Annotated in this window: 15 protein-coding genes and 1 other annotated feature; of the genes, 1 reads left to right on the forward strand and 14 read right to left on the reverse strand. The window is 55.1% G+C overall.

Annotated elements, in window-relative coordinates; genetic code table 11:
- Positions 1-205: 205 nt before the first annotated feature.
- The 4 genes from NST08_RS21690 to NST08_RS21705 all read right to left on the reverse strand — a co-directional run bounded on the left by NST08_RS21690 (position 206) and on the right by NST08_RS21705 (position 3,434).
- Positions 206-1,243, reverse strand: coding sequence for a LacI family DNA-binding transcriptional regulator (locus NST08_RS21690; protein WP_341342298.1), 1,038 nt, complete (start codon positions 1,241-1,243; stop codon positions 206-208).
- Positions 1,244-1,395: 152 nt separating this feature from the next.
- Positions 1,396-2,583, reverse strand: a complete 1,188-nt coding sequence (locus tag NST08_RS21695; RefSeq protein WP_007127536.1) for an MFS transporter — start codon at positions 2,581-2,583, stop codon at positions 1,396-1,398.
- A gap of 139 nt (positions 2,584-2,722) precedes the next feature.
- Positions 2,723-3,025 carry an ArsR/SmtB family transcription factor gene (locus NST08_RS21700; RefSeq protein ID WP_007127535.1) on the reverse strand — a complete coding sequence of 101 codons (303 nt, stop codon included), beginning with the start codon at positions 3,023-3,025 and terminating at the stop codon, positions 2,723-2,725.
- Between the two features lie 55 nt (positions 3,026-3,080).
- The gene (locus NST08_RS21705) at positions 3,081-3,434 is read right to left on the reverse strand and encodes a hypothetical protein (RefSeq protein ID WP_050953981.1); all 354 of its coding nucleotides are present in this window, start codon (positions 3,432-3,434) and stop codon (positions 3,081-3,083) included.
- Between the two features lie 21 nt (positions 3,435-3,455).
- Here NST08_RS21705 and NST08_RS21710 point away from each other — a divergent pair, with 21 nt between their 5' ends.
- Complete coding sequence (locus NST08_RS21710; protein WP_050953980.1) at positions 3,456-4,082, forward strand: SDR family NAD(P)-dependent oxidoreductase; 627 nt, start codon at positions 3,456-3,458, stop codon at positions 4,080-4,082.
- Between the two features lie 64 nt (positions 4,083-4,146).
- Here the strand turns inward: NST08_RS21710 and NST08_RS21715 are convergent, their stop codons facing one another.
- The 10 genes from NST08_RS21715 to NST08_RS21760 all read right to left on the reverse strand — a co-directional run bounded on the left by NST08_RS21715 (position 4,147) and on the right by NST08_RS21760 (position 20,998).
- Positions 4,147-5,310, reverse strand: coding sequence for an MFS transporter (locus tag NST08_RS21715; protein ID WP_007127533.1), 1,164 nt, complete (start codon positions 5,308-5,310; stop codon positions 4,147-4,149).
- A gap of 568 nt (positions 5,311-5,878) precedes the next feature.
- Entirely contained in the window at positions 5,879-7,420 is a 1,542-nt protein-coding gene (locus NST08_RS21720) for a 2-isopropylmalate synthase (RefSeq protein WP_210095004.1), read from the reverse strand.
- A gap of 97 nt (positions 7,421-7,517) precedes the next feature.
- Positions 7,518-7,749: a binding site (T-box leader), on the reverse strand.
- Positions 7,750-7,820: 71 nt separating this feature from the next.
- Positions 7,821-8,909, reverse strand: coding sequence for a bifunctional 3-deoxy-7-phosphoheptulonate synthase/chorismate mutase (locus tag NST08_RS21725; RefSeq protein ID WP_007127531.1), 1,089 nt, complete (start codon positions 8,907-8,909; stop codon positions 7,821-7,823).
- A gap of 454 nt (positions 8,910-9,363) precedes the next feature.
- The gene (locus NST08_RS21730) at positions 9,364-10,590 is read right to left on the reverse strand and encodes a Gfo/Idh/MocA family protein (protein ID WP_210095003.1); all 1,227 of its coding nucleotides are present in this window, start codon (positions 10,588-10,590) and stop codon (positions 9,364-9,366) included.
- Between the two features lie 45 nt (positions 10,591-10,635).
- Positions 10,636-14,604: a discoidin domain-containing protein gene (locus NST08_RS21735; protein ID WP_213613531.1), complete on the reverse strand. Its 3,969-nt coding sequence runs from the start codon at positions 14,602-14,604 to the stop codon at positions 10,636-10,638.
- A gap of 34 nt (positions 14,605-14,638) precedes the next feature.
- On the reverse strand, positions 14,639-16,297 hold the full coding sequence (locus NST08_RS21740; protein ID WP_007127528.1) for a DUF4091 domain-containing protein: 1,659 nt from the start codon (positions 16,295-16,297) through the stop codon (positions 14,639-14,641).
- On the reverse strand, positions 16,278-17,414 hold the full coding sequence (locus NST08_RS21745) for a glycoside hydrolase family 88 protein (protein WP_007127527.1): 1,137 nt from the start codon (positions 17,412-17,414) through the stop codon (positions 16,278-16,280). Before NST08_RS21745 ends, NST08_RS21740 begins: the two co-directional genes overlap by 20 nt.
- Before the next feature lie 13 nt (positions 17,415-17,427).
- Entirely contained in the window at positions 17,428-18,309 is an 882-nt protein-coding gene (locus NST08_RS21750; protein WP_007127526.1) for a carbohydrate ABC transporter permease, read from the reverse strand.
- An 18-nt stretch (positions 18,310-18,327) separates the two neighbouring features.
- Positions 18,328-19,281: an ABC transporter permease gene (locus NST08_RS21755; protein WP_007127525.1), complete on the reverse strand. Its 954-nt coding sequence runs from the start codon at positions 19,279-19,281 to the stop codon at positions 18,328-18,330.
- Between the two features lie 88 nt (positions 19,282-19,369).
- Complete coding sequence (locus tag NST08_RS21760) at positions 19,370-20,998, reverse strand: extracellular solute-binding protein (protein ID WP_007127524.1); 1,629 nt, start codon at positions 20,996-20,998, stop codon at positions 19,370-19,372.
- Positions 20,999-21,037: the final 39 nt, after the last annotated feature.

Here is a 21,037-nt window from a genome sequence, read left to right on the forward strand (position 1 = left end):
ATTGTCAAACATTTTTTTGGATTAATTTTGGTGTTATTCCTGGAATTTTGGCGCAAAAACATCACAAATACAGCTGAAAAGCAATACAAAAGCAGAAAAAAACACTACAAAAACAGCGCAAAAACAGCCGCAAGCTTTGCAAGCTTGCGGCTGCTATTTTTACGCCTATTTCCTACTCGTGATCGAATTGCACACGGCCATACTATTACATTCGATCCAATCTGGAGGACTCCCGAATGATCAAAGAGCAGGGCAGCAAAATTTTGGTAGCCGCCTTGAAATGTCCGTCCAAGTAATCGACGATGGATTTCGCGGCGACTCTGCCGATTTCATGCTTCGGCACCGAAACGGACGTGAGCGGCGGGGTCGTATACTGCGCTACATCGATATTGTCCATGCCGACAATCGCAATATCCCCCGGGATGGTGCCGCCGTTCTCAATCACCGCCCGCATGGCCGGAATCGCCAGCATGTCGCTCGCGCAAAATACCGCTGTCGGCCATTCCTCCTTCGGAAGCTTGCCCAATAAATCATTCATGTGGCTGAAGCTTCGATCCACGTTCCAGCCGGTGTTCATGATCCAGTCCTTCCGCAGCTCAAGATTCGCTTCAAGGATCGCGAATTTGTAGCCGACATACCGCTCCTCGCTCTCCATTTGATTGGAATAGGCAGGTCCCCCGATAAAAGCGATCCGCTTGTGCCCTTGATCAATCAAGTGGCGCACCGCGGATCTGGCGGACAGCACCCGGTCACAATCCACCACCGGGACGGTCAAGCTTTCATCGTTTAAGCTTACCCCCATAATCGCGACGCCTTCCTGCTGGATGAGCTCAAACAATTCCTGGTCATACCAGCTGATCGCAACCAAGCCCTGGGCCCCGGTCTCCTTCAGCATCAGCCGCAGCCGTTCTGCATCGCTAACCTCCTCGCAGGTGCGAACGATGGCCGGAGGCTGTCCGAGCTCCTCCATTTTTTCATGGAAGCCTGCAAGAACCTTCGAGAAATAAGGATGGTCATCCATCAGAAGCTGAGGAACGATACAGACGATTCGCTTGATCTCCGTTCCATTATCACGTGCTGTCTGCATCGGTTCCTGAAGCTTATACCCCAGCTCAAGCGCCGCCTCCCTGATTCTCTGCTTGGTGTCTTCGCTGACCGGACGGCTTGTATCGTTGCTGATTGCCCGCGAGACCGTGGATATGGATACCCCGACCCGCTCGGCAATGTCTTTTAGTCTAGCCAAACGTATTTCCTCCTCCGCAAAGTTGGAGCCAAATTCTCGCTTTCTATTGATCCTATCATACCTTGGACCCATTTAGAGCGTCAAATCGCGCCGAAGAGGAGGATGTATACCACGAAACCGCAGCAGACGGAATCGGCGAATAAGCCTTAGGATCAGGAAGATACGACCGTCCGTCCGGCCTCCTTCTCCTGCTTCCCGATACGGAACAGCACCAGTGCCAGCCCCACAGCAATCGCAACACCCGCTGCCCCAAGCCATGTGATTGATGATAGAGATATGCTATTAACGGCAATACCGCCGAGTCCGGCCCCCGCAGCCATGGACAGCTGCATCACCGACTGGTTCAGTCCCAGCATGACTCCGGATGATTCCGGCTCCAGCTGGACCAGGTTGAATTGTTGTGTCGGACCGGACGACCAGGCGGACAAAGACCATAGGATCAGCATGGCGAACACTGGAAAAGCTGCAGCGGATGCATTCGTGAACGATAGCAGGGCTAACGCAAAAATGTGGATGATCATCCCGAAGGTAAGGGTCAAGGATACACCCCACCGGTCGGTGCTGTATCCGCCGAATTTCGACCCGACCAGGCTCGCAATGCCGAAAGCGAACAGCGCTGCGCTGATCCATTGTTCGCCCAAGCCGCTGACGCTTAGAAGATAAGGGGAAAGATACGTATAAGCTACGGAATATCCCCCAAGCCAGAAGAAGGTTATTCCCAAACCGAGCGCCACTTTCGGCTTTCGAAGCAGTGCAAATTGCTGAAGCAGCGGAACCGGAGCATCGCCTTGAATTTTCGGAATCGCTTTATATAAGACAACCATCGCTACGATACCCAGAACGGCAATCAGGCCGAACACCGACTTCCAGCCGAAAGCGGCGGCTGTCACGCGCCCGAGCGGGACACCGATAATGAGCGAAGCGGTAAAGCCCATGACAACCGTGGCAATGGAGCTTGCCTGCTTGCCCTGCGGTGCGATGCGGGCGGCGATGCCGAGCGCGGTGACGACCACCATCCCTGCCCCCATCGCCATAATGATGCGGGCAATGACAAAGGGAACATAGCCGGGAAGCGCGAACGACAATAGATTCGCAACAACAAACAGTCCGAGCGAATAAACCAGCAGCCGCTGGCGTTCCAGCTTCGCGGTCAGCGCCATCAACACCGGGGTCAGAACGGCGTACACCAGCGAGAAAATCGTAATCAGCTGGCCCGCGGCCGTAATGGTGATGCCGAGGGAATCCGCGATTTTGTCCAAGATCCCCGAGATGATGTATTCCGATGTCCCTACTAAAAAACTCACGATAGCCAGCAAGTATATTTTCCAAGCATTCTTCATAATTCCACTCCTTATATATTTAAATATCGCAAAATATCGATATATGAAACCAATAAATATACATATCGTAATATGTAGATATGTAGTGCGGAACAAGACTGAATATTCCTTGGCCAAGGAAGCATTCAGTTCTTGTAGGTTATATTTCCTGCTTCAAATATTCGCCGATTTGACGGATGACTTCCTCATCACGCTTGTAATACGTAAATTTGCCGATCCGCTCGGTCTTGATCAGTCCGGCCCGCTGCAAAATGGACAGATATTGCGAAGCTGTCGATTGCGTCATATTCAATTTCTCGGTCACCTGGCTCACGCATACCCCGATTTCCCTCATATCAATCCCTTCATGGGGCGTAAAATGCTGCTCAGGCTCCTTAAGCCACCGCAAAATATCAAGCCGCGATTCATTGGACAGTGCTTTGAAGATTTCGATTGGTTTCATACGAATCATTATATCGTGAATTATCGATATGTCAACGGTCGTTTCCGGTCGGACATTACGTGATCATCTTCAGAATGTTCACGATCTCCTGTTCCGTTCTCGAATCCTGCACGGAATCAACATGATCCGGCTGGAACAACTGGTATTTTTTCAACTGGTAAAAGTCCATCAACGCCTGCTTTAAGGTCATGTCGTAATGAATCGAGAACAGCGGGTCCATGATCCGCCGAAGCACGGCATCATCTTGAACCATAAACAATGCGGCATTCAAACGGTTGAAGACGCCTTGCTCCATCCCTGCCTCGAAAAAAGTCTCCAAGTTTCGATATCGGATCTGCTGTGCTGCAATCAGACGGTCAAACAGCGTCGGGTAGGAATCTCTCAGATCTTCCAGGAAGAGATCCGACACATAAACGACGCACCGCAGCGATTGCTCGTATATTTTCTGAAAGCGTTCGGCAAAATCGATGTCCTGCTGAATAATGCAGGTTACGCGGCGATAGGCGCATTCGAAGCCGCGACGGAAGCCCAAATCAAGCGGCAATTCGATGTCAACGTACTTGGGGTCCTTCGCACGACGCAAGCACTTCTTCCCCATTTCAGGCAAAGCGACGGCGGTACGGTCATCAATGTATCCTCCGTTGGCGGAAGAGTGGCTTTTCCGCTGCTGTCGCTGTATCATGCGAGCAAATGGGCCATCGAAGGCTTTTCGGAATCCCTTTTTTACGAGATGGCTGCTCATCAAATCAAGGTGAAGCTCGTAGAACCCGGCAACGTGGCCACGGATTTTACCGGACGCTCCCTCGATCTGTTGACCGATACGTCGCTCGATGCTTACGCCTCGTATACGGAAACGGTTCTGCAAAAACAGATGAACAGCTTTGACGTTCATGCTTCCGAACCGAAGCTCATAGCGGAAACGATCTTCGAAGCGGCAACCGATCCGTCCGATCGCTTCCGTTATTTGGTTGGGGCTGATGCCCATTACCTGATGGATCTGCGAAGCAAAACATCGGATGAGGAGTTTATGGCAGGCATAACGAAGCAGTTCAGCTGAAGATCAGCAAAGATGCAAGCCGCCCTACAGCCTTATTTTCCAGGCTGGGGGCGGCTTATCCAGATTAATGGCTGGATGTCACCCGCTTTGCTCGGCCTTCTCCACGTACAGCCGGCAGCAGGGACAACAGGCCCAGAACGGCTAGCAAGGCGCCGACCCAAAGCGGTGAAGCCAGGCCCAGTCCAGCATCAATCGTCAGCCCGCCTAAAGAAGACCCTACCATGACCCCCAAGCTGATCACCGAGCTGTGAATCGTCGTAACAATGGATCCCGTATCGGCTACGCGCGTTACCCGGGTAGCCATCGCAGGGTTCATCGGCACGCCAACCAGACCGACGATCACAACGGAGATCACAGCGATCGCGGGGCTGTGAACGAACAGGCCGAACATCACGAGCGCAGCGGTCAGTGCGGTCAAGCCAATCGTCAGAATCGGCATCATGTAATGATCCGCCAGCCTGCCGGTAACGATGTTGCCGATGACCGTCGCGATGCCGTAAACGCCGAGCAGCATGGGTACGGTCTCAGCACCGAAGCCTGACAGATCGGTGAGTATCGGGGAAAAATAGCTGAACGCGGCGAAGGTCCCCCCGATGATCAGCATGCTGGTGGAATATGCCGCCCACAGCCTAGGATTCTTAAGCGCGCCGATCTCCTCCCGAAAGCTGATCTTCTCGGACTTCGGCATGGACGGGATCGTGAACAGGCCGATAAGTCCCGATATGAGCAATAGAATCACAACCGCCCAGAAGCTCGCTCGCCAGCCAAATTGCTGTTCGATCCAGATTGCAAGCGGCAGGCCGATGGCGGTAGCCACCATCAATCCGCCTAGAACGATCGAGGCTGCACGTCCTCTGGCACTCGGGCCCACCAGGCTGAAGCAGATCGTCAGCGATATGCCGAAGGCCGCGGCGGAGGATAGGCCGGTCATGATCCGGGCCGCCATCATCACCTCGTAGCTTGGAGCCATAGCGCCAAGCACCTGACCGGCCAAGAAGATGGCGGAGACGATCATGAACGATTGCTTTCGCGGCACTTTCAGCAGGACAGCGGTCAGCAGCGGCCCTCCCACGATCATCCCCGCGGCATATGCAGTGATCAAGTACCCGATCGCTGCCACCGATACTTGGAATTCCGCAGACAGTGCAGGCATGATCCCCGCGACCATAAACTCGGAGGTCGTCATGGAGAAAATCATAAGACCCATAATATAAATGGATAACGGCATACAAAATCCACTCCTTCACAAATATTTTTGTAGTGATTGGTACAAAAATTGGTCGGTCATCGTCTATGCCGCACCAGGCTCTTATTAGCGGACATGGGCCCACTCGGGCTTTCACTCGGAACTGTACCGGGATTACCTTCTTCACCAGACTTTATAGGGCCTCACCGAACCATTCACCGAACCTCTTAGCGGGCTGACACCGGACCGTCAAACGTTTTCTGGGAGCTGCTTTTTAGCAGTCTCAACTTTTTTACTACACAGTACAAAATTGAAGTAATTAAACGACTTTATCGCCGCCCGCCCTGTCTAAACGAAGCCTGCAATGGCTGCAGGACGATGCTGCCCGGCCTCAACGTCCGGAAAATACGCTATGCTGTTCTCACTGTAAACGGCTCCTTTCCTAAGTTTCCAGCTCATTATATATATTTTGTAACGATCGGTCAATAAGCTTCGCCAGCCTATTCCCCGACTTGAGCAAAGGTCCATTCTCACGTAACAACCCAAACGCGAAAACCCCCGCCTCACTTTCCGTAAGACGGGGTTTCCTGCGCTTCCGCTCCTTGCTTGCCTACGCCTGCACTTCTTGCGCAGCGTCCAACAGCACGGCGTTGATTCCGTTCAGGAATGCGAGCGCGCTGGCCTTGATGATATCCGTGTCCATCGCGCGGCCGGAATAGCTCTTCCCTTGGTACTCGATTCGGATGTTAACCCGGCCGATGGCCTCTTTGCCGCGGGAAAGGCTGTTGATTTTGTAATCCTTCAGCTCAACGTCCAGGCCAACGATCGTCTTGATGGCGCCGTACAGCGCATCGATCGGGCCGTCTCCCACCGTGCTGTCCTGCACGGTCTCCCCGCCTTTCTTCAGCTTGACGGTAGCCGTAGGGTGCAGGGCATTCGTGACGACCTGGAAGGAATCCAGCTCATACAGATGGCTGCCGGCGTCTTCGTAAGTCCGGTGATGCGTAACCAGGTAAAAGACGTCATGGTCGTACACTTCCTTCTTAGCGTCGGCCAACTGAAGAAATTTCGCGAACAGCGCCTCGAATTCCTCGCCCTCGCCTGCGTCAAAGCCCAGCTTCTCGACCGCGTTTCGGAAGGCGTGTCTTCCCGAACGGGCCGTCAGAATCAGCTCCATGCTGTCGGCGCCAACCTCCTCCGGCGACATGATCTCATACACCTGCTTATCCTTCAGCAATCCGTCCTGATGGATGCCGGAGGAGTGGGCAAAGGCGTTCTCGCCCGTAATGGCCTTGTTCACCTGCACATCCAGCCCCGTCAAATACGTCAGCAGGCGGGAGGTCTTGATCAGCTCCTTCGTCCGGATGTTCGTGCTCGCGTTGAAATAATTCTCCCGCACCTTCAATCCCATCACCACTTCCTCCAGCGATGTATTGCCGGCGCGCTCTCCCAATCCGTTGATGGTGCACTCCACCTTCTCTGCGCCGTTCTTCACGGCTGCTAGCGTATTGGCCGTAGCGAGTCCCAGGTCATTATGACAATGAACGCTTAGAATGACTTGATCGTTCAGGTTTTTGAGCCGCTCCTTGATTTTGTGAATCAGCTCGCCGAACTCTTCCGGCACGGCATAACCGACCGTATCGGGGATGTTAATCATCGTTGCCCCCGCTTTGACGACCGCTTCGATCGTTGTCCACAGGTATTCGAAGTCGGACCTGGAAGCGTCCTCTGTGGAATATTGCACCTGCGGCAGCAGCGTTTTCGCATATTTCACCGCATCGACGCCCATTTGCAGCACCGCATCCTTGGAGCGGTTGAATTTCTTCTCGACATGGATATTCGAGGTTCCGAGCACGATATGAATCAGCGGGTTTTGCGCCAGCTTGATGCTTTCGTACACCGCGTCGATGTCGCTCTTCACGGCCCGCGCCAGCGCGGTAATCGAGACGCTGTCACCTACGGTTCGTGCAATTTCCCGGACGGACTCGAAATCCCCGGCCGACGAAGCAGGAAAGCCCGCTTCAATGATGTCCACGTTCAGCCGTTTCAGCTGCTGGGCAAATTCAATCTTCTGGTGCACGTTCATTTTCGCGCCCGGTACCTGTTCTCCGTCGCGCAAGGTTGTGTCAAGGACGATAATGCTTCGTGTCATTTCTGATTCCTCCCCGGAAAGTTATCGTTGATCTATATCTATTTCAAGCGGGGTTGGTTAAACCCGGAATTTAACCAACAAAAAACCCCGTCTCTGCTATAGAGACGAGGTTGAACCCGCGGTACCACTCTAATTCATTTTACAAGTAAAATGATCTTCTTCGATGGCCATCACCATCTATCCCTGTAACGGTGGAACTCCGGCTTACCCTACATTGTCAGGCAGCTGTTCATAGACGAGTTCAAAGGGAACGACATTACCGTTTCGCACCTGCCAACGGCTCTCTGAAAAGTCATTTCGCTTCTACTATTTCTAATCGAAACATTTGGATTATGCGATTGAATTGATAACTATGTTAGGGAATGAACAGCGATTTGTCAACCCTTTATTTCCCAATTGGTTATACCAATGAGTGCGCCGGCAGCAAGCCGGATTTTCTCACATTGTCCAGGAAGTCCTGGAACTCCGGAATATTCAGCTGCTGAGCCGCGTCGGACAGAGCGGTCGCCGGATCGGGATGAACCTCCACCATGACGCCGTCCGCGCCGGCAGCGAGGGCCGCTCTTGCACATGGAGCCAAAATATCCTTGCGTCCCGTAGAATGCGTAACGTCCACGAGCACTGGAAGGTGGGTTTCCTGCTTCAGGATCGGCACCGCCGAGATGTCCAGCGTATTTCTTGTAGCCTTCTCATAGGTCCGGATTCCGCGCTCGATCAGCATGACCTGCGTATTGCCGCGGGATACGATGTATTCGGCGGCATGCACGAATTCATCGATCGTAGCCGCAAGCCCGCGCTTCAGCAGAACCGGGGTCTTGACGTCGCCCGCTGCTTTGAGCAGCTCGAAATTTTGCATATTCCGGGCGCCGATCTGAATGACATCGATATAGTCGCAGGCAAGCTCGATATGAGCTGGATCCACGATTTCGCTGATCGTTTTCAATCCGAATTCGGAAGCCACTTCCTTCAGAATTTTGAGCCCCTCAACGCCCAGGCCTTGGAAATCATACGGCGATGTTCTCGGCTTGAACGCCCCGCCGCGCATCACGGTGATGCCCGCTTCTTTCAGGGCCTTTGCGACCTGGCGAACCTGTTCGTAGCTCTCAACCGAGCATGGTCCAGCAATCATAACCGGCGTTCCGCCGCCAATGACCGTATCCCCAAGCTGGATCAAGGTGTCCTCCTTCTTCTTCTTGCGGCTGACGAGCAGATGCTTCTTATGGTCGACCTGCTGCAGCTTCAGCGATGCCTGGAAGATCTGCTTGAACAGATGCCGCACCGTTTCGTTATCGAACGGGCCGTGGTTGTGCTCGACCAGGGCATCCAGCATTTTTTTCTCGCGTACCGGGTCGAAATTCGGCACTCCCTGCTTCTGCTTCTCCTGCCCGATCTCCTGGGCTAGGCGCGCCCGCTCCGACAGCAGCTCCAGCAGCTGCAAATTGACGGAATCCAGCTCTGATCGCAATTGCTCCAAACGTCCTTGACTCATATCGAATCTCTCCCTTATGTGTATGATCTGATATAAATAAAAAAGACCCCCCGCCGCAAGGGACGAGGAGTCGTGGTACCACCCTTATTAGATATGCAAAAAAACAGTTCCTTCTTCGCTTATCTCACTTGAACCTCTTAACGCGAGGGCCTCGGGTAAACCTACCGCTTCCCATTCTTAGGAATGCAAAGCTATCGGAATACCGGCTCCGGAATGAACTTCGGCGGAGAATCTTCACCCGGGCGCTCTCAGTCGGTGGCAGCCCTTTCCTGTCAGGAAGCTTCTGTCGCTTACTCTTTCCATCATTGCTTGTTGCAGCATGTCTTGTTATGAATTTATAAAGCATTGTATTACACACGGCAAAGGAATTGCAAGAGTTTATTTTAAAGCTTAGGTGCTTTGGTGTGGTGAATCGCCAAATACAAGGGCAACGGACTCGAGGCCAGGCTTTGTATTAAAAAGAAATGCCGGCGGGTTCCGCCGCTTCCCTGTTCATCCATTTCCCGTTGGTGAAATCCGGGATCGCAACGGCGGCGCTTCCAGTCTCGATCGATTGTTCGGACAGGGCGGTCACCGCCATCCAGGACGCCATATCATAGACGTCGATCGGCATCTCCCTTTCCTGAAGAACACTCTCGACAAATGCGCGGAGGCACAGATAGTCCATCCCGCCATGGCCGCCCCGCACGCCGTCTTGCATGTATTCGGTCCACAGCGGATGCTCGTATTCCTGAAGGTAATGCTCAAAGGGTTCCCACTCATGGAGCGGACTTCGTCCTTCCAGGTGAATGACGCCTCCGTCCTCCATCCAGATGCCCCGGGTTCCCTGAACGCGCCCGCCGCGGGAATATGGACGGGGCAGCGACGTATCGTGGGTCAGCAGAATGGTCTCCCCGTTCGCACATTGAATCATGGTTGTTACGACATCGCCAAGGGCCATCTCCGTCCGTGCCACGGGATGGTCTTCGCCCAAATGCCGGCGGGCCCAATCCCTTACGCCGCGCGATTTGGTCGCCATGGAGGACAGCTTGGTCATCCGGTTTCCGCGATTGATATTCAGCAATTTGGCGGCAGGACCCAGACCATGCGTCGGGTACACGTCGCCGTTGCGGCGCAAGTAATTGTGGATGCGATAGTGGCGGTTCTCTATTCCTTTGGCAACCTCATCCCGTAGATCATGCCCGTATGCCCCTTGGCAGTGGATCAGCTCGCCGAACACTCCCTGACGGACCATATGCAGCAGCGCCATTTCCTCCCGGCCGTAACAGCAGTTTTCCAACAGCATGCAAGGCGTGCCGGTCGCTTCATACGTGCGCACGAGCTGCCAGCATTCCTCCAAAGAAGCGGCTCCCCCCACTTCCGACGCCACGGGCTTGCCGACCTGCATGGCCGCTATGGCAATCTCGCTGTGGCTGGTCCAGGATGAGGCGATAATAACCGCCTCAACATCCTCGCGACCGATGACCTCGCGATAATCCGAGCAGCTGGCTGGGGCAGGTCTGCCCATATCGGTTACCACTCTCGCGGCCTCTTCAAGCCGATCCTCGTAAAGATCGGATATGGCCGCAATTTCCACGTCCGGCATTTCTACAAGCAGCTCGAGCAGACTTTTGCCGCGCTTGCCCAGACCGATGAAGCCGAGCCGCAGCGTTTGTCCTCTCCCGCCGATCATCCTGTTCATATTTCGACTACGCTCCTTTTCGATTGGCAGGCTATAGATGCTTCCTTAACCTGCATCACGTAAAATGCTGTTTTCCGCGTTTCCCCTCATCGGCTTAAATATGCCGACCTCCGCGTAATTATTCCATTGATTCGAGGTATTGCCCGAACCGTTAATCCGGATATACCTCGCGGTGACTTCCGGAAAAAGGAACACCTCCGGTTCGGCCGTCAATCCCGAGCTGACCCCCTCTGCATACACCTGCTCCCAATGAACACCGTCCACTGAAACATCGATGGTGAAATAGGACTTTCTCGTATTTCCGCTGAAAAACGCGATCGATACCGCTCCAACCTGCTTGGCCTCGCCGAGGTCATACTGAATCCACTGCGGTCCCTCCGAGGTCCAGCGGGTAATCATGTCTCCGTCCATCGTTTTATCGGGCGTATGGCCTTGGTTCGCCTGAGGGACTGCGCTGGCCGTGACCTCCCGGACCGGCAGACGGAAGCCCGGAGGGGGATCGCCGATCAAAGGTCCGACCGTAAAGGCAATCGTATATCGGTTGCTCACTTCCGGCCTCGACGGATCGGTCACGTCAATATAGGTTTTTCCCGGAATACTTTCAGCCGTCTGGACCGAAACCTCATGACCGGACACCGCCTCGACCTTCGGCACCTTCGACCGCTCCCCGTACGGCACTGTCCATTCGTAATACGTGCGCTGCGGGTCAAATCCGGCGAGAGGGGTCCCGTCCACGAGGATGGATTCGGCTTCAGGCAGCGGAACCTTCTCAGGCAGCGGACCATCCGGGATCGTCCAATCATCGAGGCTGCGGACGTCCGGAGACACTTCCGGCAGCGGTGCCGAGGCTGTCAGCGGAACCATCCACAGGGACAGACGTCCTCCGGTCACGCCCTCCATATGGACGGCCAGCTTCCGAATGCCGTGATTGACGGTTTGCCCCGAAGGATTCGGCGTCCCTTCCAGCGGCTCAGCCTTCATCGCGCTAAACGCCGCTCCCTCCGGAGCGTCCAGCATCCGCACGTACAATTTCTTATCGTTCTGCGTCAACACGGCCTCTTGTCCGCTGCCGAGCACGTCGATCTCGGCTTCCGTGTGCATGAACCAATACAGCTCGGACGGCGACTTGAGTTCGAACTCGTCTTGAACAATCAATTGCTCGCGATCGCCGGTCAGCATCAATCCCCGCTTGTAGGACCATGCATCCTTCGGATACCGCTCGGTCAGGTCGATCACGCCAAATGCGCCGCGAGGCTTGGATTCGCTCCGGACAAGCGGTGCCTTGGCGCCGTAATCCTGCATAAACACAGGGTTTTCTTGCGGATTGATGACCATGACGTTCTGCCCCTGCGCGCCTTTGCGGTAATAAGTCCAGCGTTGACCGCCGGCATAATCCCAGAAGCCGGGGAGACTGTAATTCTCCATCCCCAAATCGGTTGCCCAGCGTTCTCCCAGCGCATCAAATACAAAGGTGCCGGCGTCCATATCGATATGGCTGAGCAGCGTATCGTTAAACCCCTTTATCGAGGCATACGCATCGTTCAGATTTGACCAGCCGCTGCGCATGGATATCGATTCGATTCCGGTAAATACCCGGTCGAGCGCTGCCGGCTGCTCGTCAAACATGCCCGGGCGGTAGAACAGCAGATAGTACGGGGAAAAAGCCCCTTCCCGCCGGGTCAGCTCCCCCGCATACCAGGCGTAATGCGGCTGATCGTAGAAATCGGCCATCCAGAGCGTTTGGGGATGCACGTTCGGCGTTGCCGAATCGTAAAAGTTAAAAAATCCTCCCGGCCCCCATAAATGCAGCGGATATTCCCCCGATGCCTTCACGCCCTTCAGCTCCGCCAAGCCATAGTCGGTTCCGAGCGTATTATGCATTGCAGCAATCTTATAAAAAAGGAACTCGGTCCCGTACTGCCAATAATGCGGCCCTTCAGGCCATGAGCCGTCCTCCGCGAAGAATCGAAGCGTATGCTGCAGCTTGCCGTAGGACCCCCGGAGAATTTCCAGTCCGGCTTGAGTCGCTTTCTCGTCATCGCCGAGCATGGCGAGCGCCGCAACGGCAAAGCTGCCGTTATCCACGAAATTGATGTTGTTGAACTCCCCATTATGGGTGAATTCCCCACGGTACCAAGCGAGTGCATGACTGAACGCATGCTTCATGACCGCCTCCCGGACCATGCTCCGCTCTTGTTCCGTCATGGCGTCGTACAGCCAGTCGTAAGCGAGCGTAAATCCAAGCGTCATATACGTTAAGGAGAGCATATTGTTATAGCGGCCTCCCCAATCCGGGAACGACGCGGCGGATTCAAGTTCCTGCACGGCCCGCTGTGCGTAAGCCTCATCCCCGGTTAGCCGGTACATCATCGCCGTACGGATCAGCAAATCCCGCACATTGCTGTTGCTCCCCCCGTTCGGAAGATAACCGTACGGCTCCGCATCCAGCAGCCGATCCGTTTCCCGCTTCAGCTGCTCAAACCAAGCCGTGACGTATTCATCCTTGCCGATCAGGCTGCGGGTTAGGGCAAAATCCTCCGCATTCGCCAGAACGCGCGGATGGACGCCTTCGTTGCCGCTGGATGCAAGCTTCCCCATCAAGTCTGTCTCATCCGGTATAACAAAAATATAGGCCTTGCCCGTAGCCGATTTCCCCGACGCCGTCGTTGCCGTCACTTCAAATGAATCGTAGCCGACATCATTCGAGGCAGGCGTATAAGTAAACGAACCGTCCGAAGCGAGAGACATTTCGCCGCGCGGAGCGCCGGTCAGCGTCCACTCCACAGCCTCCTCCGAGAGAAGACGGCCTATCCGCCCTTCTAATGGCGTGTTCTTCCCGGTGGAGTACCACAGGAGGTCAAGCACGGGCGGCCCGTCCTTCGGCAGCACCTCGATCATGGCCGCCGCGGCGGCGGGCCCTCCCTCCTTGCCGATGGCCACAAACAGGAAGGAATCCGGGCCGGCGTAATCCCGGTTCGGGTAATAGCGGAACGAACCGTCGGAAGAGACGCTTACCGTGCCGTGGCGGGGCGCCGCCGCCAGCTCAAAGGAAACGGAGCCGCCGGAGGTACCGGAGCTGTCCGCAGCGGTCAGCTGCCCGTCCAAAACGCCGTTTTCATTCACGGTGCCCGCATAGGGCTCGGCAGTCAACCCGGGTGGAGTGTCCACCGTGACCACGGCCTGCCTCGTTACGCCCGACGAATGGGAGGCGGCGGAAATGACCGAATAACCCGCATGATGCGCCGCGACCTCTCCCGTCTGGTACACCGACGCCGTGACCGTGTTGGAGGAGCTCCACTCCAGGAAGGTATCGGACGCATTCTCCGGTGCAAAGGATGCCTGAATGCGTCCGGCTTCGCCCGTTCTCAAGCTGATGATCTGCGGATCGAGCGTAAATTCCTCAAGCGGGACATATTCCCGAAGGGAAAGCTGGTCGAACCATACCGTGCCCGCCGATTTTTCCAGAAACGCCTCCACCTTTCCCTGCGGGCTGGCATCCATATCGGAAGCGACATGGATGACATGGCTGAAGCGGGTCCAATCCCGGGTTCCCTTCTGCCCTTGGACCGCATAGCTGATGCTGCTCGAGCCGTTCCGCTTGTACTGAAAGCGTACCACGACCTGATCCGTCACCTGCTCGAGCTTATACATGCCGGTGAGCAAGTAGCTCTTGCCGGCTTCAATCCCTGCCGCAGGCAGCGTAATCGCTCCCCGGTCGGTGCCGGAAGCGGTGCCGGAAATGGAAACCGAGCGGCTCCCGCTATAATACACGTCCTGATCCACCGCGAACACCGGGTTTCCGGCCGCCCTCCATTCGCTGACATGCTCCGGCGCGACCTGGTCCAGCCAGGTGGACTTGGCCGTTACGGCTTCAAAATCCGAATTCATTAGCAAATTGCCGGCCGGTGCCGCCCCTTGAGCCGAAACAGGCCTTCCCGCCGCAGGAAACACCCCCGCCGTAAGCGCGATGACCAGAACCATGGACAGCCAGCGCTTGAAGTTGAAGCTCATCATCCATTCCTCCCTCTCACAAGGATTTACTTCGGGTTTATCGTTCCATCATACTTGCTCTGATTTGCTCGTTAACGGCGTTTCGCAAATCCAGCAGCCATCCAGCATCCCGCGGGTAGCGCTCAAAGGACAGCGGCGCTTCGAGCGACACCTCAATCATGTTAAGAACTTCGTCCCTCCCGATGGTTTGCTCCAGCAGCTCAAGCGCCCTGAGATCCTGCAGCGCTTCGCGGAATACCTTCATCCGTAAGGAGCATACGGGACCGTCCTCGCCCGGATATACCAGAAAGGCATCGCCGGATGGATAGCCGATATCCGCATCGGTGGTCAGATAGGGGTTCACCGGCCGCTTAGAGTATTGGGAGTTCCAGAAATTGAAGCCCCAATGGAGGAAGCCCTTAATCCGGTACTTATACAGCTGCAGCCCGAGGATGCGGTTCCGCTCGGACGGAAAGGAGAAGAAGCGGTTTGCCACCTGTTTATATTGGCTGCAGCAATAATAGGTCCACAGGGGGGCAACTCCGGATTCGAGAAACGGCTGAAGCTTGTCCGTCGCCGGAATCGGATTCGGAACCAGCCCCTCCTTATAAAACGCATAATCGGACAGTGCGTCGATCCGGGGATAATCTCCCACCGCTACATCCACGATTTCCGCCGCTTTCCGGTAAGTCTCCAGATGCTCCAAATGGGGCTCGTCCGATACATGGAAGAATATCCTGTCCTCAATGCCAAGCCCTCGGATCAGCTGTACAAGCTCCTTTAGAAACCGGGCTAGGAATTCCCGATACTCCGCCCCGAGCGCATCCGTGTCCCAACCGAAGAGGCGCCTCGTCTCCCCGTCCTCCCGGACCATAATCTTCGGCGCATGAGCTGCTCCCCACTGGGTAAACAAATGCGAAAATTCGAAATATTCGATGCCAAGCCGCTGCCCCATCTTGATCCAGCGCTCCAGCTTATCGAAGCCGAAAGCATATCCGTCACCGGACTTCTCCACATCCACAAGCTGGACCGTCAGCCGCTCTCCTCCTACGGCGGTATCCAGCGGCGGCGTGAACAGCGGAGTAAGCAGCATATTGATGCCATGCTCCGCCGCAGTCTCGACGTACCGCTCAATCAAGCGCCAATGCTCCTCCGAAAACACCTCCACCCCGTAAAATTGTGCCAGACCGTCACAGTGGAACCATTCCGTCCGGATCAGCCGCTGCTTCGGCAGGGAAGCCGGGATCACATCCACTTCAAACCGTTCCCCGCCAAGCTCTTCCCCATGCTGGGAATAAAAGACGACCTCGATCGCATGAATGCCGGGTTCGGCCCGCTCCGTCACCTGAACCTCCAACCATACGGACCGCCACTGATTTCCCGGGGAATGAACCCTATTCTCCGGATCCAGCGGGTACAACGGATCGGGGTAGAGCCCCGGCGTCGACCGCAGGATATGCCCGTCATGGTCCGGATAAATCGGAAATTCGGACGGAACCAGCCCGACCGCATACACCGATACGGATAACCCTTCGGGGGCCTTTGCCTCGACACGCACATCCCTCAGCCTTTCCCCTGTGCGGTAGGCGGTTTGAAAGGACACGATTTCCCGCCGCAAGGCGCTTGTCCGTCGACATGGCGGATCATTCAATTCCGAATCCGTAAACACTTTCGACAACGAACTCAGCGCCCGGGTCTCAAACGCGCTGTCGTTCATACCAGTACCCCGCTTTCCCGTTGATGCTGCGCATCAGCGCTTCCACATAAAAATAATCGCCCCAAATCATATAATCATCAGGACCTCTCCCGCCCCGCACATGGTACGATCCGTGCTTCAACAGCCCTTCCGCACCGTCGTCGTCCAGGGTCGCACAGCGTTCGACCAGCGCTTTCAGCAGACGATCGGCCGCGGAGCCGAGCTCAGCCCTGATCGGATCGTCTTCTTCCAGCAGCGAGCGGATTTCCAGCATGCCGCAGACGGCAATGGCTGATGCCGAGCTGTCACGGGGCGTATCTTCCGCAATCTCCGCGTCAAAATCCCAATATGGAATTCCATCTGACGGAAGGCGTCCGATAAAATACCGGGCGGCTCTTATCGCGGTCTCCAGGTATTCTCGATTTTGCGTATAGCGATAGGATAACGCGAACCCGTACACGGCCCACGCCTGTCCCCTGGACCAGGTGGATCCGTCATGATACCCCTGATGCGTTCCGCCTCCGATCGGAATCCCGCTCTCCTCCCGGAAATAAAACGTATGATATGACGAATCGTCGCCCCGCATTAAATAACGGCGGCTTTTGTCCGCCTGGTGCTCCGCGGCCTCACGGTACCGCATGTCGCCAGTCTGTTCGAACGCCCAGTACAGCAGCGGCAGATTCATCATGCAGTCGATGATGATTCGACCGCCGTTCTGCGGGTCGCCTTTCGGTCCCCATGCCTGCAGGTAACGCCCTTCGGGACGCCAGCGAAGCATCAAATGCTCCGCCGCCTCCAGCGCAAGCGTTCTGGCAGCCTCGTCCCGGTCGATGATCCATGCCGCCACGGCGGAGGGCTGATACAAAAAACCGATGTCATGATGATCCAGGTTGCGCCGGGTCACATGCAGCCGTTCCCGAAAGCTCTCCACCTGCATAAGCGCTGATTCCCTGAACTCCTCTTTCCCGGTATATTCGTAGCAGAGCCAGGTCATCCCGGTATAAAATCCCTCGATCCAATCCCGGTTCTCCCCCCATTCATACCTCTTCTCCGAGGTAATGTGGGGGAACAAGCCGGGGGCACGACGAAGGTTGCCAAGCGTCTTCTTCCATGCGTCCTCCATAGCCTGCTCCCACATGCCGTTTCCCCTCCTATTCCTTAATCGCGCCGACCATGACGCCTTTGACGAAATATTTCTGCAAAAACGGATACAAGAACAGGATCGGCAGCGTTGCAACCATTACGGTTGCATACTTGATCGTCTGCGCCACGGGCATTCGGTCTCCCCCGCCAACCGAGGTCATCATGCTGTTCGTATCGTTCTGGACCAGAATCTCCCGCAAAATGAGCTGAAGCGGAAACAAATCCCGATCTCTCAAATAGATGAGCGCATCAAACCACTTATTCCAATGCCACACGCCATAGAACAGAATCATGACGGCCATCACCGGCATCGAGAGCGGGATGACCACCCGGCATAGAATCGTCCAGTCATTGGCCCCGTCGATGCGGGCCGCCTCCTCTAGCGATACCGGCACGCTTTGGAAAGCGGTCCGCATCACAATCAAATTCCAGGTGGTCATGGCACTCGGGATAATTAATGCCAAATAGGTATCCGTCAAGCCCAGTCCTTGAACGATCAAATACTTGGGAATGAGGCCACCGTCAAAGAACATCGTCAACACGATCAATATCATGATCAAGCTGCCCCACATCACGTTCCGGCGGGATAGCCCGTAAGCCCCGAGCGCAGTCATCACCATATTAAGCGTCGTTCCTGCGACGACATAGAACAACGTGTTCAGATAACTGTTTAGAATGTTCGGATTCTCAAACACCATTTTGTAGGAATCCAAGGAAAATCCGGCCGGCCACCACAAAATCCCCCGGTGCTGCACGAACTGGTTCGGATCGCTGATCGAAGCGAACAGCACGTAAACGATCGGGTACAGCGTAACGGCCGACAAGGTGAACAGCAGAACGACATTGGTTATATCAAACGCATGCTCGCCAAAGCTTTTTTTATGCACCATGCTGTCTGCCTCCTTCTACTACCACAGCTTCGTATCGGAATAGCGTTTGCTGATATAATTCGCTCCCAGCAGCAGCGCCATGTTAATGAGCGAATTAAACATGCCCACGGCTGCGGCGTAGCTGTAGCTCGCCTCCAATATCCCCTTGCGGTACACGTATGTGCCGATGACATCCGCCGTTTCGTACGTGGACGGATTGTACATCAACAGAATCTTCTCATCCTGTAAGACCATGAAGCTGCCGATCCGCAAGATGAACAAAATGATCACCGTCGGCATGATGCCGGGCAGCGTAATGCGGAGCATCTGCTTCCAGCGGCCGGCTCCGTCCACTTTAGCAGCCTCGTAAAGAGAAGGGTCGATGTTCGAGATTGCCGCCAGATATATGATCGAGCCCCAACCGACGCCCTGCCAAATCGCCGAAGTCGTAAAGAGCGTCCGGAACCATTCCGGCAGCCGCAGAAACGGGACCCCTTTCCCTCCAAAAAACTGGATGATCTGATTGATCAGTCCGTCCGTCGACATGAAATCGACCATCATCCCCACCACGACCACGACGGAAATAAAGTGGGGGATATAGGTGATGGATTGCACGGTCCGCTTAAAGAAGCGGCTTCGCACTTCATTTAGCATAAGCGCCAATAGGATGGAGGCGGGAAACACGAAGATCAGGTCATATAAGCCGAGTAACACCGTATTTCGCAATACCCGCTCAAAGAAAAAGCCGGTGAAAAAATCCTGAAAATGCTGAAAGCCTACCCATTCGCTATGCCAGATGCCTTTGCCCGGAGAAAAGTTCTTGAAGGCGATCTGAAGCCCGTACAGCGGCCCGTAATGAAAGATGGCATAAAAAGCCACGACGGGCAGCAGCATGAGGTAAATCAACCGATTGCGCTTGAAATCCTTCCTGACTCTTACGCCGAAGGGTTGGCTGATTCGGGCGGATGCTGCATCCTTCCTGCCTAACTCCACAGTTGTCCCTCCTTTATGCTATTTGCTAAGGTTGACCGGAGCCCATATATCGGTGCGGTCCCGGCTTCTTGATTCAAACAAGTCATTGTTAACGGCTGTTATAGCGGTCCAGCGCGGCCTGCTGAATGGCGACGGCCTCTTCGATTCCCATGCCTTTAATCGTTTCGACGAAGGCTTCGAATTGGTCGATCGGCTCCACGCCCATGATAAATTTGTTCAGCATTTCGTCGTAGTAGGTTTTCACATCGTTCATGATGGATGCGTACCGGGCCGATTCCTCTTCGTTCGGGGAAATGACCGGCATCAAGCGGTCGTTCTTGGCATTCATCCAGGCTTCGATGGCCGACGCTTGCTGCGGCAGCGAGGAATACTGCTCCATATACCTGCGATCCTGGACGAACGGACCGGAGTATCCGGCCATCGCATACTGCGCCAAGGCCTGCGCAATCGGAAGACTATCGTTTTTCGTGATTTGCTCGGTATACGTCGGGTACCCGTCAACCATCTCGTAGCTTTCTCCCTCGATGCCGAAGTTGAACAGCAGTGATCCTTCCTCCCCGTACTTGTAATCAAGCCATTTGACGGTGGCCTCCGGGTTCTGGTTTTTGGATGTGATGGCGGCGCCGTACCCCGTAAACGGAGAATCCTTCTGGCCCAGCGGCGGCGTCTCCCCCTTCTTCAAGGCCACGTTCGGCGCGCCGGCAAGATCAAAGCCGCCGCCCTTCCCTTCCATCATCTGCAGATAGCGGCCGATGCCGCTGCCCGTATAGCCGGTGAAGGCGCCCAGCGTGTTGTTCGTAATTTTGGCGTCCCACAGATTGGAGTCTCCTGAGAGATAATCCGGGTCGATCAGGCCTTCGGCATACCACCGGCTCATCGTTTGCAAAAATTCCTTGAATTCCGGCTGGATCGGACCGTATTTTACGACCCCGTCCACTTGGTAAAAGGAGTCGGTGATCCCCCATGCCCCCAGAAACGCCTTATTCATAGAGAGCTGACCCGGATCCAGGCGAAGCGGGATTTCATCGGCCTGTCCGTTCCCGTTCGGATCGTCGTTCTTGAAAGCGGTCAGAACCGTATGCCACTCTTCGATCGTTTCCGGCATGCCAAGTCCCAGCTTGTCCAGCCAATCCTGGCGGATGATCAGCCCGTTGTAGGTCAACAGGTAGTCGTCGCCCCGCAGAAACGGAAACACGTATATATTTCCGTCGTCCGAAGTAATCATTTTGCGATACTCCGGATTTTCGTCGAGCACCTTCTTTAAATTCGGGGCATGCTGATCAATAAGCTCATTGAGGCGAATCAGGGTGCCGTCTCCAATCAGCTTGTCGGGACCGCCCGAAACGGCGGACCAGTTGTGCTCGATCACGTCGGGCAGATCGCCGGACGATACCATGATGTTGAAGGAGTCCTGCTCCGATCCTGCCGGAGGGTGCTGGAACTGCACCTTGGTTCCCGTCATTTCCTCCAGCTTTTGATATGCCTTGATCTCACCGGCATTTTGAAGGGTTGCGGAAGCGTTGGAATTCAACGTTACCCAGTACGTCAGACTTTCCGGATAGCCGACCTCCTTCGGCGTCCCTTCCTGCTGCGTCTTGGCCGGATCGGCTTCGCCGTTTTGGTCGGAATCAGATTTGCCTCCACCTCCGCTGCAGCCCGTTAATGCCAATACAAATGACATTATTAGGGAAACAAATATGACATTTCGGTTTTTCATTTTAACTATTCCCCCTCCTCGTGTTCATCCTGCGAATAT

The organism is Paenibacillus sp. FSL K6-1566 (assembly GCF_038050475.1).
In the GTDB taxonomy this organism is placed as follows: domain Bacteria; phylum Bacillota; class Bacilli; order Paenibacillales; family Paenibacillaceae; genus Paenibacillus_AQ; species Paenibacillus_AQ lactis.

What these genes read in the sequence shown, in the direction of transcription:
- NST08_RS21745 (WP_007127527.1), bottom strand. Translation starts at nt 17,414, where the DNA reads ATGTGGGAGCAGGCTATGGAGGACGCATGGAAGAAGACGCTTGGCAAC.
- NST08_RS21725 (WP_007127531.1), bottom strand. Translation starts at nt 8,909, where the DNA reads ATGAGTCAAGGACGTTTGGAGCAATTGCGATCAGAGCTGGATTCCGTC.
- NST08_RS21740 (WP_007127528.1), bottom strand. Translation starts at nt 16,297, where the DNA reads ATGAACGACAGCGCGTTTGAGACCCGGGCGCTGAGTTCGTTGTCGAAA.
- NST08_RS21715 (WP_007127533.1), bottom strand. Translation starts at nt 5,310, where the DNA reads ATGCCGTTATCCATTTATATTATGGGTCTTATGATTTTCTCCATGACG.
- NST08_RS21750 (WP_007127526.1), bottom strand. Translation starts at nt 18,309, where the DNA reads ATGGTGCATAAAAAAAGCTTTGGCGAGCATGCGTTTGATATAACCAAT.
- NST08_RS21720 (WP_210095004.1), bottom strand. Translation starts at nt 7,420, where the DNA reads ATGACACGAAGCATTATCGTCCTTGACACAACCTTGCGCGACGGAGAA.
- NST08_RS21700 (WP_007127535.1), bottom strand. Translation starts at nt 3,025, where the DNA reads ATGAAACCAATCGAAATCTTCAAAGCACTGTCCAATGAATCGCGGCTT.
- NST08_RS21730 (WP_210095003.1), bottom strand. Translation starts at nt 10,590, where the DNA reads ATGAACAGGATGATCGGCGGGAGAGGACAAACGCTGCGGCTCGGCTTC.
- NST08_RS21735 (WP_213613531.1), bottom strand. Translation starts at nt 14,604, where the DNA reads ATGATGAGCTTCAACTTCAAGCGCTGGCTGTCCATGGTTCTGGTCATC.
- NST08_RS21760 (WP_007127524.1), bottom strand. Translation starts at nt 20,998, where the DNA reads ATGAAAAACCGAAATGTCATATTTGTTTCCCTAATAATGTCATTTGTA.
- NST08_RS21695 (WP_007127536.1), bottom strand. Translation starts at nt 2,583, where the DNA reads ATGAAGAATGCTTGGAAAATATACTTGCTGGCTATCGTGAGTTTTTTA.